The 15,937-nt window shown below is 44.2% G+C and carries 11 protein-coding genes; 2 read left to right on the top strand and 9 right to left on the bottom strand.

Annotation, left to right across the window (positions count from 1 at the left end):
* Positions 1-127: 127 nt before the first annotated feature.
* From B9Y67_RS11910 to B9Y67_RS11885, 6 genes are all read right to left on the bottom strand, one after another.
* Positions 128-2,419 carry a glycoside hydrolase family 65 protein gene (locus B9Y67_RS11910; RefSeq protein WP_085506938.1) on the bottom strand — a complete coding sequence of 764 codons (2,292 nt, stop codon included), beginning with the start codon at positions 2,417-2,419 and terminating at the stop codon, positions 128-130.
* A gap of 67 nt (positions 2,420-2,486) precedes the next feature.
* Complete coding sequence (locus B9Y67_RS11905) at positions 2,487-3,530, bottom strand: LacI family DNA-binding transcriptional regulator (RefSeq protein ID WP_085506937.1); 1,044 nt, start codon at positions 3,528-3,530, stop codon at positions 2,487-2,489.
* 57 nt (positions 3,531-3,587) lie between these two features.
* Positions 3,588-5,141 (bottom strand): alpha-amylase family glycosyl hydrolase, encoded by a 1,554-nt coding sequence (locus B9Y67_RS11900; RefSeq protein ID WP_085506936.1) that lies wholly within the window; start codon positions 5,139-5,141, stop codon positions 3,588-3,590.
* Positions 5,142-5,184: 43 nt separating this feature from the next.
* Positions 5,185-6,027 carry a sugar ABC transporter permease gene (locus B9Y67_RS11895; protein WP_085509165.1) on the bottom strand — a complete coding sequence of 281 codons (843 nt, stop codon included), beginning with the start codon at positions 6,025-6,027 and terminating at the stop codon, positions 5,185-5,187.
* 5 nt (positions 6,028-6,032) lie between these two features.
* Positions 6,033-7,331, bottom strand: a complete 1,299-nt coding sequence (locus B9Y67_RS11890; RefSeq protein WP_085506935.1) for a carbohydrate ABC transporter permease — start codon at positions 7,329-7,331, stop codon at positions 6,033-6,035.
* Between the two features lie 100 nt (positions 7,332-7,431).
* Complete coding sequence (locus tag B9Y67_RS11885; RefSeq protein ID WP_085506934.1) at positions 7,432-8,733, bottom strand: sugar ABC transporter substrate-binding protein; 1,302 nt, start codon at positions 8,731-8,733, stop codon at positions 7,432-7,434.
* Between the two features lie 309 nt (positions 8,734-9,042).
* On the opposite strand from B9Y67_RS11885, the gene B9Y67_RS11880 reads away from it, so the two are divergent.
* Positions 9,043-10,800: an alpha-glycosidase gene (locus B9Y67_RS11880; RefSeq protein WP_085506933.1), complete on the top strand. Its 1,758-nt coding sequence runs from the start codon at positions 9,043-9,045 to the stop codon at positions 10,798-10,800.
* Positions 10,801-10,957: 157 nt separating this feature from the next.
* Here B9Y67_RS11880 and asnB read toward each other — a convergent pair whose 3' ends face one another.
* Together asnB and B9Y67_RS11870 are read right to left on the bottom strand one after the other, a co-directional pair.
* Positions 10,958-12,808, bottom strand: a complete 1,851-nt coding sequence (asnB, locus tag B9Y67_RS11875) for an asparagine synthase (glutamine-hydrolyzing) (RefSeq protein WP_085506932.1) — start codon at positions 12,806-12,808, stop codon at positions 10,958-10,960.
* 221 nt (positions 12,809-13,029) lie between these two features.
* Positions 13,030-13,389: a YisL family protein gene (locus B9Y67_RS11870; protein ID WP_085506931.1), complete on the bottom strand. Its 360-nt coding sequence runs from the start codon at positions 13,387-13,389 to the stop codon at positions 13,030-13,032.
* Between the two features lie 170 nt (positions 13,390-13,559).
* On the opposite strand from B9Y67_RS11870, the gene B9Y67_RS11865 reads away from it, so the two are divergent.
* Positions 13,560-14,753 carry an ornithine--oxo-acid transaminase gene (locus B9Y67_RS11865; RefSeq protein WP_085506930.1) on the top strand — a complete coding sequence of 398 codons (1,194 nt, stop codon included), beginning with the start codon at positions 13,560-13,562 and terminating at the stop codon, positions 14,751-14,753.
* Between the two features lie 52 nt (positions 14,754-14,805).
* Here B9Y67_RS11865 and B9Y67_RS11860 read toward each other — a convergent pair whose 3' ends face one another.
* Positions 14,806-15,513 (bottom strand): MerR family transcriptional regulator, encoded by a 708-nt coding sequence (locus B9Y67_RS11860; protein ID WP_085506929.1) that lies wholly within the window; start codon positions 15,511-15,513, stop codon positions 14,806-14,808.
* Between the last annotated feature and the right edge of the window lie 424 nt (positions 15,514-15,937).

Raw genomic sequence — 15,937 nt, 5'->3', positions numbered from 1 at the left:
TTTCTATTATTCCGGGAAAGCTTAACCCTACGAGACTCTCATTTTTAGAAGGTCTCTTCTAATACAAGAGCAGCTCAGAGCATAAAAGCTCTGAGCTTGGTTGTGAGGTATTAAAGTACTTAGAATTCTACTGCTTAATTGTTACGATACCAGCGGTTGGTAAATTGTTTTCTTCACCATGAATATAAAGGCTGAAGTCGCTGCCTTCTTCCTGAGTGATTACCACTTGCTGGTGGTCGACACTCACCTTGATCAAGTGACCTCGGAAATTGATTTTGAAGGTATAGTTATCCCAGGCTTTCGGAATAAACGGTTTGAAATGTAATTCCCCTTTTACAACACGCATGCCTGCAAACCCATGGACGATGGATAGCCACGATCCTGCCATGCTTGTGATGTGCAGCCCGTCTTCTGTGTCGTTGTTGTAGTTATCCAGATCCAGTCTCGCCGTCCTCAAATACATTTCATATGCTTTTTCCTCGTAGCCGATTTCCGCTGCGATAATCGAATGGACACACGGTGACAACGAGGACTCATGGACCGTCATCGGCTCATAGAAGTCGAAGTTGCGTTTCTTCTCTTCCAACGGAAAGCGATGATTCAAAAAGTACATGCTTTGCAAGACATCTGCCTGTTTGATGAAGCAGGAGCGCAGAATACGATCCCACGACCAATTCTGATTAAGCGGTAAATGCTCTTCATCAAGGTCACTTACATGTATCAGATCTTTATCAAGGAAGCCATCCTGCTGCAAATACACACCAAGCTGCTCATCGACCGGATAATACATGTGCTCAATGATATCTTTCCAATGATCAAAATCATCGTCAGTAAGACCTAAGTGATTTTTCAACTCGACGAACCGCTTCTGATGATTGCGCTCTAAGAACAAAGCCACAGAAAGTGTGTATTCAAGTGTCCAGGCGGCCATCCGGTTCGTATGCCAGTTATTGTTGACGTTGTTTTCATATTCATTCGGTCCGGTAACACCGAGAATCATATACTTTCCTTTCCGAGGATTGTAGTTGACCCGGCTTGCCCAATAGCGGCTGATTTCCGCCAGTACTTCAAATCCGTATTCCGGCAAGTAGGATGTATCACCGGTGTAGTTGACGTAGTTCCAAATAGCATGAGCGATAGCACCGTTACGGTGAATTTCCTCGAACGTGATTTCCCATTCATTGTGTGACTCTTCCCCGTTCATCGTCACCATTGGGTAGAGTGCACCTTCCATGCCAAGCTTGGCGGCATTCTCTTTCGCTTTTTCCAAATGGCGATAACGATAGATTAATAGGTTACGTGCAACTTCAGCATCTGCTGTTCCCAGGTAGAAGGGCAGGCAGTATGCTTCGGTATCCCAATAGGTGCTACCGCCATATTTTTCCCCGGTAAACCCTTTAGGACCAATATTCAACAGGGCATCTTCGCCTGTGTACGTATTATATAACTGGAAAATATTAAACCGGATTCCCTGCTGGGCAGATGCATCCCCGCCTACCGTTACATCCGCATGGTTCCAGCGGCGTTCCCAGGCCTCCATTTGCTGTTTGAACAGAGTAGTGAACCCTTCTTTAGCCGCATTTTCTACTTGTTGTTTCGCTTCATCTGCAAGCACCTCTTTATCAAAGTGGCGGCTTGAGGTGACAGCGATGTACTTGTAAAACGTCACTTTTCCACCGGACTTGATATTAGCTGAGAGCTTTTGGCCGACATATTCTTCTCCATTTGTAAACTCTTCCATTTGAGTTTCCTGACCAACCAGCTGAGCTTTCATCGCAGCAGACACATCAAATTCCGTTTTCCGTGTACGCATGGTCAATGCAGCAATTTCTTTATTTGCTTCATGGTGGGCGGGCATCCAGAAATCCTCGTCATAGTTAGCATCTTCATTGCGGACATCGCCATCCATGTATGGCTGAAAGGTAATTTTTCCATCAAAGTCTTCAGAGGCCACTTCATACTTAATGGCAATAGTAGAGGTGGTCACGATAGAAAAGAAACGAGTGACCTTCCCCATAATATGTTTACCCTCCGGGCTTGTTACATCGAATTCACGATACAGATAGCCATGTTTCATGTTCAATTCGCGTTTAAAATCGTGTACTTTCCACGTATGCAAGTCCAATTCTTCTCCATCAAGAAACACACGGATACCGGTCACGTTTGGTGCATTCAAAACTTTAGCGAAATACTCCGGGTAGCCATTTTTCCACCAGCCGACCCGGGTCTTATCCGGGTAATAGATCCCACCGACATAGGTGCCTTGATGTGTATCACCGGAATAGGTCTCTTCAAAATTACCACGCATTCCCATCTGACCGTTTCCAATGCTCATTAGACTTTCAGCCAGTCGGTTATCCTCCGGGTGCAGCTTGTCCTCGATCACTTTCCATTCATCAATCTTGCAAATCTGTTTCATTTTTCATCACCTCTGGATTAGTTTAGGCAAACGTTTGCATCTCAGCGGGAAAAAGAGAGAACCCGCTTTAGGCTCTCTTGGTTGTTTCTTCGTTCAATGGCTGTGTTGATAAACGGTGCTTAATTTCAAATGGCACGATGATACGCTTGGCCGGTTCATTTTTATTTTGTATTTTTTCAATCAGACATTTGGATGCCTGAGCGCCAAGTTCATAAATATTAATGTCCACCGTTGTAAGTGGAGGGCGTGTCACTTCCGCCATGTAAACATTATTAAAACTCACGATGGATACGTCTTCGGGTACATACAACCCGAACTCTTCCAGCATGTTGATCACACCGATGCTCATCAAATCATCTGAGATGACAAGCCCTGTCGGTGGTTCCGGGAGGGAAAAAAGTTCATGAACCGCTTTTCGTCCACCTGACTTTAAGAACTCTGTATGGACGCGATAATCTTTTTTCGCTTTCAGTCCAGCTTTTTTAAGTGCCTCTTCGTAACCTGTCATTCGATCTACAGTGACTGCCAAGTCCTTAGACCCGCCAATAAAACCGATACACCGATGGCCGAGTTCAATCAGATGTTCGGTGATTTCCCTGGAAGCCCGGATATTATCATTATCGACATGACTGATCGTATCGGTATTTTCATTCGGTTTCCCTACAATGACAAACGGAAAATTCTGCTCATAAAGAAACTCCATCACTTTGTCCTTTAATCTTGAGTATAGCAGGATGACCCCATCGACACGATTTCCGTATACCATTCGTTGAACGCCTTCCAATATTTCTTCTTCCGTTTCTCCTGTGGAGAGCAGCAGGGAATATTCGAGGTCATGGGCTACTGCACTAATGCCACGAAGCACCTCAGGGAAGAAGGGGTTTTGTAAGGCTTTATCTGCGCTTGAAGGCATGACGACACCGATTGCCTGGGTGGAACTTCGGACCAGACTCCTCGCATTAACATTAGGATGGTACCCTAATTCTTTCATCGCCTTCCTTACACGTTTTTTTGTAGCAGGACTGATTCTCGGGTTATCCGCAATGACCCGTGACACCGTAGACGGCGCCACGCCTGCCGCTTTGGCCACTTCCTTAATGGTAACTCCCATGACACTCACCTTCTATTCCATTTGATTTCAAATTGCTGCTTCCTCTTAGTATTTAGTTTACATTATTCCATCGGTCTCTGCAGTTTTACTTTTTCTGCTTAAAAAGATGACGGCAACTACAAACGCCGCGAAGACCCCTCCGATAAACAGCAGGAATCCCCAGTTCAGCCCGGTATCTTCTTCTACAAGATATACTTCTGCCTGTTCTCGTTCCATGGCTACATGGTAGGTGCCATCTTCAACTTCACGAGCAATATCATCGGTCAGCATGCCACGCAGCTGTTTTCCTGATGGCAGGTCCGTCAGCTCAACTGTACGAGTCCCTGTGTCATTGTTAATCACGGCAATTAACGTTTCATCTTTATAAGAACGCTGATAAGCAGCCATGCCATCTTCATTATAAAGTTCTTTGTAATCCCCTTTCGTCAGTGCCGGGAATTCTTGTCGCATCGATGTCAACTGCTCAATCCGCTGCTTCAGCTCTTCATCGGCTGCCTTTACATTCATCATTTTACGGTTATCCGGATCTTCTCCGCCATCTAATGGTATTTCTGTTCCATAGTAGGTAATCGGAATTTCCGGCATGGTGAATTGATAGGTCAAAGCCAGTTTCCAGCGTGTCACCGGGTTTTGATTATTTTCCACGGCACGCCTTGTAAACCGAACGGTGTCATGGTTATCAATGAAAGAACTGAGCATCTCGGGGCGTTGATACCTTTCCTCGTTCGTCTTCCAGATACTTAACGGGCCGGTCAGCGAGTTTCCAGCTGCCTGAAAAGACTGGTCCATTGCATTGTATAACGGAAAATCCACGAACGAATCAATACCAGTTTCCTCATATGCAGCTATCTCCCTTGGATTATCATGCCAGACCTCCCCAAGCAAGAAGAAGTCAGGATCAATGCTCTTAACATGGTCGTTAAATTCTTTCCAAAAGTCTTTCGGTACATGTTTAACGGTATCGAGCCGGAAGCCGTCCACTCCAGTTTCTTCTATCCAAAATTCAGCCGCGTCAAATAAGTATTCTTTCACTTCTGGATTTTCCGTATCTAAATCAGGCAGACCGGCGAGCCAGGCATTTTCCAATACCGACGGACTTTCCCCAATCATTCTCTGCACTTCATGGAACCAATCTTCCTTCTCAGGATCCTCCAGCCATGGATGCTGGTAGCCGGTATGGTTCACAACGAAATCAAACAGCACTTTCATATCCCTTTTATGGGCTTCTTCCACCAGACGTTTGGCATCTTCCATGGTTCCAAAATGCTCTTCTACTTCCATAAAATCTTCAATCCAGTAGCCGTGATAGCCCTTCGGCTCGTTTTTCATAATCGGTGTAATCCAGATGGCCGTATATCCAAGGCTCTGAATATAATCCAACTGCTGGATAATTCCATCGATATCACCACCGTGATATGCTTTTGGATCATCCGTATCCACTTCATAGTCGTTATCGAAATTACCGTTAAAAAAACGATCGACCATGATAAAGTAAATCATTTCTTCTTGCCAATCATCTTCTTTTTCTTCAGCTCCTAAAGCAACCATAGGAAAAGAATAAAAAAGAAGAAACGGAATGATGCACAAGGTTAACAGTGCTTTTATCCTCATTTCCGCTCCCCCTCATCATAAAAAATTAAGTTTCCATTCCCTATTATCCTTTGGTCGCTCCAGATGTCAATCCTGAAATCAAATAACGCTGCAAAAGCAGGAACACTAAAGCAATCGGAACAGCGATCAGAATTGCCCCGGCAGCAAAACGTGTAAAGTTATTGGAAAACTGATCATTGATAAAATTGAACAATCCAAGTGCGAGCGTATAATTTTCCGGACTGGTCAATACGATCCGCGGTAAAAGGAAGTCCATGAACGGCGCCATAAAATTAAACAGTGCGACTACTGCCAGAATCGGTTTCGCAAGCGGAAGCATGATAGTCCAGAAAATTTTCAAATGACCAGCGCCATCGATTTTCGCGGCTTCGTCCAGCTCTTTTGGAATCGTATCGAAGTACCCTTTGACAAGCCATGCGTTGAAAGGAATCTGCCCGCCAAGGTAAATCAATGTCAAACCGAACAGTGAGTCGATTAGTCCAATTGTACTGAGCAGGATATACAATGCAACCATTCCCATTAATGCCGGGAACATTTGCAGTAGCAAGAACATGTATAAACCGTATTTCTTCCCGATGAAATGGTAGCGGGAAAATGCATAAGCCACAAGTGACGTCAGGACAACGGAACCGATTGCGTTAGCAAAAGCAACAATAAGACTATTTTTGTACCAGATGACATAATCACTTCTGGGATCTGTAAACAGCCATTTATAATGCTCCAATGTCGGATTGTCCGGCAGCATTTTTGTTACCAGCATATTCGTCCCTGGGTTTATGCTCATCATAATGGTCCACAGTAATGGATAGGCGATGATGATGAACATAAGTCCGAGGAACAGATAAATGAACGTTACTTCGATTTTCGATTTTGTCTTTGTGTTCATAGCCATCAGTAACGTCCCTCCTCTTTAAATGCAGCCGTTTTCCGGAATTGGAAGAATGCGAATATCGAGACAACCAGTCCCATGATAATCGTGATGGCTGCTGCCATATTATAGTTATTGGTTTCAAAAGTCAGTTTGTATACCCAGGAAATCAGGATATCTGTGCCGCCAGCGGATTGCCCACGGACCGCTGGATCCCCCTCGTTGAAAAGATAGATGATATTAAAGTTGTTGAAGTTCCCCGCGTATTGCATAATCAATAACGGTGCAGTCGCATAAAGCAAGTGTGGCAGTGTGATGAAGCGGAACTTCTGCAGGCGGGTACCGCCATCAACATCGGCAGCTTCATACATATCTTGCGGAACACTCTGCAGAACACCCGTGAATAAAGCAAATACGAATGGGAACCCAAGCCATGTCTGAATCATGATCAGTGCTACTTTTGCCCAAAAAGGATCGGACAGCCATGGGATCATCATGCCAAACTGGCTAAGAATATCCCGGTTGACCGCACCAAAGGTCGGGTTGAATAATGCAGAAAAAATCAAAATTGATACAAAAGCCGGGACCGCCCAAGGCAGAATCAATACGGTACGAATCGTACGCTTGAACTTGATTCGCTTATCATTGACGAGCAATGCCAGGAATAACCCGAGAACGATCTGTAACGTTGTTGCTACTACTGTCCAGACGATCGTCCATGTGAATACATTCAGAAATGTATCCTGCCATATCTGCACATTCACCAAATTGACAAAGTTGTCAAAGCCGACCCAGTCGAGCAGCTTACGTGGTGGAGCATTGTACTGGTTGTAGTTGGTAAATGCCAACGAAACCATGAATGCCAACGGCAACACGACAATGAATATCAACATCAAAAATCCAGGCAGGATCATGAAATAAGGAAACCCTCTGTCATAAAAATCCTGCATTGCCCTGAAAAAGGTCGGATTCGGTTTTCCGGCTTCTCTAGCAATCGCATCATTACGAGCATCTTTAACGTTGTAAATATAAATAGCGATACCAAAGAACAGAACTACTAAGGATATGAACCCCTGAATCAATAACTGGATGGAATGGTGTTCACGTGGAATCGTTCCCAGTGTGAACAATCCCCATATCCCGATATCGATATAGTCCCAAAATGCCAATAAGAAAGAAACTGCAATAACGAATAACAAAATTCCTTTAATAAAACGCCTATTATACATTTGTCCCAGACCTGGAACGAAGACAGATAATAAAGTAGCAATATTGCGGGGCTGTTTAAGATCAAATGCTGCTTTTTTATCATCCTTTGCCATAATAATGTCCTCCCCGGTGGTAATGAAAATGGGAGATGGAAGGCTGTCCGCCTTCCATCCTCCATTTTACTCTCTTATTATGAGAGTTTCTCTCTTCTATTTATTGTCCAGCACCTGATGCTTCGATGTTGTCCTGAATAATTTGTACTGCTTCATCCAGTACTTCATCGACAGGCTCTCCTTTAGAGATGAATGAAAGCGCATCATTGATTGGATCCCACACTTGCTGCATGGCAGGAACACCAGGCATTGGCTCACCGTATGTTGACTGTTCAGCAAATGCAGACATAATTTCATCTTCCGCAATCTCCGGCTGCTCGATAGAATCTGCGCGTGCAGGCATTTCACCAGCCATGTCATAGTAAGTCATCGCATTTTCACTGTTCGTAATGAATGCCATCAAATCTTCCGCCCACTCTTTGTTCTCAGAGTAGTAAGAAAGCATATAAGATTTCACACCTACGAAAGAACTTGGATTTTCACCATTTTCCAATAATGGAAGTGGAGCAGCTGCCAGGTCGTCACCGATCGCATCCTGATATTCACGAACCATCCAAGGACCATTGATAACCGTAGATACTTTACCTTCCTTAAACAAACCATTCATGATATCTGGAGTAAGATCCTGTGGAATGTATCCATTGTCAAACCAGGATTGGATCAACTCGCCGCCTTTGACAGCTCCTTCGTTGTTCAACCCAATATCTTCAATATCATAGTTTCCGTCTTCGTTAGCAAATACATAAGCACCATTACCAGAGAAGAACGGGTAAGTGAAGTAGAAGTTTGCACCTTCCATAAGGAAGCCGAATTTATCTTCACTTGCATTCGTGTCATTCTCAGCGATTGTCATCAAATCTTCCATAGTTTCAGGTGCTTCGTCAACAAGAGATTTATTGTAGAACAATGCATAAGTTTCCGTTACTGCAGGATATCCCCAAATGTCGCCATCATAAGTAACAGCATCGATTGCAGTTTCATTATATTCACTTTCTTTATCACCCAGGTTAACAGGGTCGACAAGCCCTTTCAGTACAAGGTCACCGATTCGATCATGCGGCTGGAAAATAATATCCGGACCGTTGCCGGCAGGACCTTCTACATCTAATTTTTCAATTTGATCCAGCATAGAAACTGGGACAATTTCAACTTCGATGTCATTTTCTTCTGTATATTTCGCTGTGATGTCTTTCAACGCGTCTTCCTGTTTTTCTTCAGCGTTCATCCAGACTGTCAGTTTCTCAGGCTTTTCCGGCATATTTTCTTCAGAACTGCCTTCTGTTTCTGTTGTGTCTCCACCTTCTGCTTCACTATCTTCTTGTCCACTTTCATCCGGACCACAGGCAGCAAGTGCACCGATAATTAATAGTGCGGCAAACAACATACCTAACCATTTCTTCATTGTATTGACCTCCCAAAGGTATATAAATTCAAGACCTATGTAACCGATTTCAAATTAATTTCGCGAAAACGATTGCACACATCTTGATTCTAATTATACAAAATCCAAAATAATTTGCAAGACAAATTTACTAGTTTTCATAAGTTGTTTATTTTTCCATTAAGAAAGGTTAGATAACGCTTACAAAAACAGCTCGTAAGACGTGTATGTTTTCATTGACTTTCAATCTTAATTTGTCTACTTTTAGACTATACGTAATTAATATTGTTGCATTTTTGTGCAAACGATTGTTCTGAAAGGATGAAAACCGTGCAAAAAGAAGCGATCTATCACCGGCCAAAAAACAACTTCGCCTATGCTTATGAAGAAGAAACTCTTCACATCATGTTACAGACGAAAAAGGATGACCTCAACGCTGTAACATTGATTCATGGAGATCCTTACGACTGGGAAAACGAAAAATGGAACACTCATCGGATATCAATGGAGAAAACCGGCTCTTCTGAGCTGCATGATTATTGGAAAGTATCCATCCGTCCACCGTACCGTCGCTTACGCTATGGTTTTGAAGTATCGGATGGAAGGGAGACAAGCATTTACACTGAACGTGGTTTTTATGATAAAGCTCCAGAGGACACCGCTTTTTATTTCGCATTTCCCTTTTTAAATCCGGCAGATGTTTTTACCGCTCCGGAATGGGTGAAGACAACGACATGGTATCAAATATTCCCGGAACGCTTCGGTAATGGCGATCCGTCTTTGAACCCGGAAGGCACGCTTGAATGGGGAAGTAAGGATCCGACACCAACCAACTTTTTCGGCGGAGATTTCCAAGGTGTGATCGACCACCTCGATCACCTTGTCGAACTTGGGATCAACGGTATATATTTCACACCGATATTCAAAGCGCATTCCAACCATAAATATGACACGATCGACTATATGGAAATCGATCCCCAGTTCGGGGATAAGGAAACATTTCGCACACTGGTAAAAGAATGCCATAAGCTAGGCATCAAAGTGATGCTGGACGCTGTCTTCAACCACAGCGGCTATTATTTCGCCCCATTTCAGGATGTCCTTGAAAAAGAAAAGGACTCCGCTTACCGGGAGTGGTTCCACTTCCGTGATTTCCCGATTGAAACAGAGCCACGGCCGAATTATGACACATTCGCATTCGTTCCTGCGATGCCAAAACTGAATACCGAACATCCAGCAGTTAAACGCTACCTGCTCGATGTTGCACGGTATTGGATGGAAGAATTCGATATCGATGGCTGGCGTCTTGATGTTGCCAATGAAATCGACCATGTTTTTTGGAGAGATTTCCGCACTGTGGTTAAAAGTGCAAAACCCGACGCCTATATTCTCGGTGAAATCTGGCATGACTCCATGCCATGGCTGCAAGGCGACCAGTTCGACGCCGTCATGAATTACCCATTCACCAACGGGGCGGTAGAATTCTTTGCAAAAGATGTCATGAAAGCCAGTGATTTCGCTGATACGATCTCCAAAGTGCTTCATATGTATCCGGATAACGTAAATGAAGTATCGTTCAACTTGCTCGACAGTCATGATACGCCGCGTATTCTTACGCTCGCAGGAGAAGAAAAAGCACGGGTGAAGCTTTTATACTTATTCCAGCTTTCGTTTACCGGAACGCCCTGTATCTATTATGGTGATGAGATTGGCATGAGCGGCGGAGAGGATCCTGGCTGCCGGGAGTGTATGGTTTGGGATGAGGAAAAGCAGGACCGTGGCTTGTTCGCATTCATTAAACAACTGCTCCAATACCGCAGCGATGTTCCGGCCTTCGGCAACGATGGCTCTTTCCGTTTCCTTGAATCCGATGATGCTGCCGGCGTCATTTGTTATGAGAAATTTAATGATAAAAACCGATTGATATTTGCCATGAACAACAGTGAAGAAGCCCGGTCTATTACACTTGAAGCATTAGTGAATAAAAAGGTCAAGAAATTATTTACTGATGAAACGATATGCTTTGATAATCAGGCAACTATTGATCTCCCTGCTTTCGGTTTTCAAATTTTGCAACTGAATAACTAACCACTTTAAAGAAAACCAGCCGCCCCAAACTGCTCGTGGACGGCTGGTTTTTTGTGAAATTAGATGAATGTAAATTACGTATAAAATTGCATCAAATGACAGATGTAACTTAGCTCACATCCCCAGACTACTGTGACCACGGGAAGCTCTTCATGTGTCAATTTTTAATAGATACTTTATAGTGTTCAAGCCAGTAGTTGATTTGACAGAGGTGCGCTAAGAGCTGGGGACCGGTCATCAACTGTCCAAACCACGGTACATCGACAGCCTTTCCTTTAGAATCCGCTAGTTGTTTCAGCTGTGTCCGTTCGAATAAATCAAAAATAGGTGCCTGCTTATCTGCAATAATTTCATTCATCCATGTAACCACTGCTTCGGTATAAAGAGGGTTGTGTGTTTTCGGGTAAGGGTTTTTCTTCCGGTACAATACCTCATCCGGCAAAATACCTTCTAACGCCTTCCGTAGCAGCCCTTTTTCTTTTCCATCTAAATGCTTCATTTTCCACGGAACATTCCAGACATATTCGACCAAATGATGGTCACTGAATGGCACACGTACCTCGAGACTCGCTCCCATGCTCATCCGGTCCTTCCGGTCGAGCAACGTTTGCATGAACCAGTTCATATTCAAATAAAACATCTGCCTCCGCTTCTCTTCTGCCGCTGATTCGCCCGGCAGCTTTGGCATTTCGTCTATTGTTTCCTGGTAACGGGCGAGCATATAGCCTTTCAAGTCAAGCTTCTGCTGCCATTCTTGTTTCAGGAGACTGTTTCTAAAGTCTAAAGACCGAATCCACGGAAAACCTTCCCGTTCTAATTCTTCCTTTCGATAAAACCAAGGGTACCCTCCGAAAATTTCATCCGCGCACTCTCCTGATAAACCAACCGTAACTTTATCTTCCACTTCCCCACAGAACCATAGCAAAGATGAATCCACATCCGCCATCCCCGGCAAATCCCGGAACACCGTTGCCTCTTTCAATAGCTTTACTAACCGTTCATTGTCCGCGATACAGCTATGGTGGTTGGTGCCATGTTCTTTTTGGATCATTGCGATAAAATCTTTATCACTCGTCGGCTGAAACGGATTGGCTTTGAAATGCTTATCGTTGCCTTCAAAATCGATAGAGAAGGTATCAAGCGCCCCTTTGTTAGATGCCCGGTACTTTTCTGCAGCAATGGCTGTGATTGCACTTGAATCGACCCCTCCAGATAAAAATGTGCCGAGGGGGACATCGGAAACGAGCTGGCGATTGACAGCATCCAGGAACAACTCCCGTACCTTTGCCACTGTCATATCGAGATTATCAGAATGTGGCTTACTCTCCACATTCCAATACCTTGATATCTTTAAACCACCCGGCTTTGTATAGACAGCACAATGACCGGGCCGTAAATCATAGATTCCTTTGAAGACGCCACATCCAGGCGTCCGTGACGGCCCCAGCGCCAATAGCTCATGTAGACCTGTGTCGTCTAATGCAGCCTCTACATTCGGATGAGCGAGCAGTCCTTTTATTTCAGAAGCGAACAATAATCCACCATCCACCTCTGTATAAAATAGCGGCTTAACTCCAAGCCGGTCCCTTGCCAGGAAAAGCTTTTGCTTCGCTTCATCCCACACGGCAAAAGCAAAAATACCATTCAGGTGATCGACACAGCTTTCTCCCCATTGCATATAACTTGTCAGGAGTACTTCCGTATCAGAATGAGAGCGAAAGGACCAGCCTCTACTTGCCAGCTCAGCCCTCACGTCTTCCGTATTGTAAAGCTCCCCATTGTAACATAACGTATAGCGTTTCTCTCCAGCCTGCCTCGTCATCGGCTGCCTGCCACCTTTAGGATCAATGACAATCAGCCGCTGATGGCCAAACGCTGTATGCCGGCCGAACCACTGATTTCCTTCATCGGGCCCACGGTGCTCCAGCGCTCTTCCCATTGCTGTGATGGTATCAAAGGTACAACTCAAGTCTTTATTGAAATCCGTCCATCCGACAATTCCGCACATATATCGAGCCACTCCTTTGGTTAGCTAAAAAAGATAAACTAGTATATGTGAACGGACTTACACTTATGATGTAAATTCTCACCGTTTTCCCAGCCACCATAATTGCTACCTAACGTCTCGAAACTGAGTTTTCTGCAATTGGGAGCTTATCTGGAGATTAATATTTAATAAACTCATAAAAAAACTGCCCGGATGTAATATCCGGACAGTACAACTAATTATTAAGCTGGAAGAATACCTAATGGCATAAAGCCAAAACCGAGAATCAGTGCCAATACGAACGAAACAACAAGCTGAATCCACCAGCTTGATGCCGGCTGCCCTTTCGACACTTTAATGGAAACCATTTCTATCGCTGCTATTACCCAAAGGCCGACAAGCATCTTTACAATGACAAGTACGCCGATATTCGCATAGGAAGCGAATAGGCTGCCTCCAGAATATAAAATGACTAAATAAAACAACCGCATAACCATTTGTGTAATCTTAGCAGCTTTTGCGTTACCTGCACGTGAAAACGTCAGAACAAGCATTAATAGTGCTAAAGCTATCACCCAGGCGGTGATATGTAAATGTGCCACCAAACTTCCTCCTTTTCCTATCAATCTACCGTTATAGTACCATGTTTACACAGAATATTCCTAACAAAACCTCTATTAAACCTTTCCGAAGGAATTTTTAGACTAAAGAGAAAATTGCTCAAAAACCTGTTATAATGGATGAAGATTTTCGAATGTTATGGAGGGATAGAATGACAAGAACTAGTCAAGAAATCATTGATCAGACCCAGGAATTCGGTGCAAAGAACTATCACCCGCTACCGATTGTAGTAGAAAAGGCAGAAGGTGTCTGGGTAGAGGATCCAGAAGGCAACCGTTATATGGACATGCTCAGTGCTTATTCGGCTGTCAATCAGGGGCACCGTCACCCACGAATCATTGAAGCACTCAAAAACCAGGCAGACCGTGTGACTCTTACATCACGCGCCTTCCACAACGACCAGCTCGGACCATGGTATGAAAAGATCTGTAAGCTGACCAATAAAGAAATGGCACTTCCGATGAACACTGGTGCTGAAGCTGTCGAAACTGCAATCAAAGCTGCTCGCCGCTGGGCATACGATGTCAAAGGTGTTGCGGACAATCAGGCAGAAATCATTGCATGTACAGGAAACTTCCATGGCCGGACGATGACTGCTGTTTCTCTTTCTTCTGAAGAAGAATATCAACGCGGCTTCGGTCCAATGCTTCCTGGCATCAAATTGGTTCCTTATGGAGATATTGATGCATTAAAAGAAGCAATCACAGAAAACACAGCAGGATTTTTAATTGAACCGATCCAGGGAGAGGCTGGAATTGTCATCCCTCCAGAAGGTTTCTTAAAAGAAGCTTCAGAAGTTTGTAAAGAAAACAACGTCCTGTTCATTGCCGATGAAATTCAGGCAGGACTGGCTCGAACTGGAAAAATGTTCGCCTGCGACTGGGAGAATGTCACACCTGATATGTTGATTTTAGGTAAAGCGCTTGGCGGAGGTGTCTTCCCGATTTCTACAGTAGTAGCCAACCGTGAAATCCTCGGCGTCTTCAACCCAGGCTCCCACGGCTCTACATTTGGCGGTAATCCGCTTGCTTGCGCTGTATCACTGGCTTCCCTTGAAGTACTGGAAGATGAAAAGCTGGCGGACCGCTCGCTGGAATTGGGGAACCTGATGATGGGTGAATTGAAAAAAATCAACAACCCGGTTATCAAAGAAGTTCGCGGAAAAGGGTTGTTCATTGGCGTGGAGCTTACGGAAGCGGCCCGTCCTTATTGCGAACAGTTAAAGGAAAAAGGCCTGTTATGCAAAGAGACACATGAAAACGTCATCCGTTTCGCGCCTCCATTAATCATTAACCGCAATGATTTAGAATGGGCGATCGACCATATCAAAGAAGTTTTATCATAAGAAAAACCGAGCCTGATCCGATATTCAGGCTCGGTTTTATTCATTTTATAGCTTATTGCCGGAACAGGGCGAAAAATCGGCCCCAAATTCCTTGAGGTTTTTCCTGTACCGTTTGTTCCAGACGTTTATTGAAGTCACTCTGCATACGCCATTCCCTCTGCTGCTCTTCCCGCATGCTTTTCATTTCTTCCCGAAGCATTTCGCTCCGCTCTCTTTCTTGTTCCAATAACGTTTCGTAATGGTTTTTTTGCTGTTCGGTCAATCGTTCCAACTTGGCCTGTGTCTTTTGCGCCGAGTTGCCGATACCCGAGCTGATGACATGGTGATCCTGCTGGAGACGGGAAACTGTCGTCTTAAGCTGAGATACTTCATTGGTCAGCTGCATGTTCATTTCTCTCGAGGCTGCAAGTTCATTAGCTAGCATTTGAAAGAATTCCTTCATTTGTGCAGGATCCTGAAGGAATTGATCATATGTATCGTTTACCGCTACAGCGGTCTCCTCTGATTCCAACCGTTCTTTTTGCTGTTCTACCAGTTCCTTCGTTATTACATCCAGAGGCTTGTCCGTATCGCGTATCGCTATAAGCGCTTCGACATCAGACCTGACGAAGATGCGACGGTCGCCGTCTTTGAAAAACTCATATCCATTCCGTTCCAACTTCTGGCCATACTTTCGCACAGTCGGCGTTGCAATACCTACCTCTTCCGCTACTTCCTTGGTGGTATATGCTCGTTCATTCGGTTGTATATCGTGTCGCATATCGGACCTCCTTCTCTCTAATTTCTAATATGAAGGTTTTTCAGATAATTTGCAAGATGTATCGTCAACCGATATGACAGAAAAAATAAAAAGAGTCAATAAGCCCATATCTAAAGGAATAGACCAGGGCAATCCCCCTCCAATATCACCTTTTTTTCTGCTTCTCATTACCTATAATCCACTTGGACTTACGATGGATCGCTTTTCTAGAAGCTGCCTATTAGCTATAGTTTTTATATCGTCCCTCGCTACAAAAGCTACAGACTTCCCGGTGATTTCATAGGCGTATCGCCTGTTTTCTTATAACAAAGAGGTTTTAACCGCTCCGCAGATCGCTAGTGTATCGCTTCTCTTCTCCCCTTTATCAAGGTCCTATCGACAAAAAATTGCCCGGGGAATAATACGGTTCCCTGCTGTGTTAAAA

The organism is Thalassobacillus devorans (assembly GCF_900176565.1).
GTDB classification, from domain to species: domain Bacteria; phylum Bacillota; class Bacilli; order Bacillales; family Halobacillaceae; genus Thalassobacillus; species Thalassobacillus devorans_A.
This window is presented reverse-complemented; position numbering and strand designations above follow the sequence as displayed.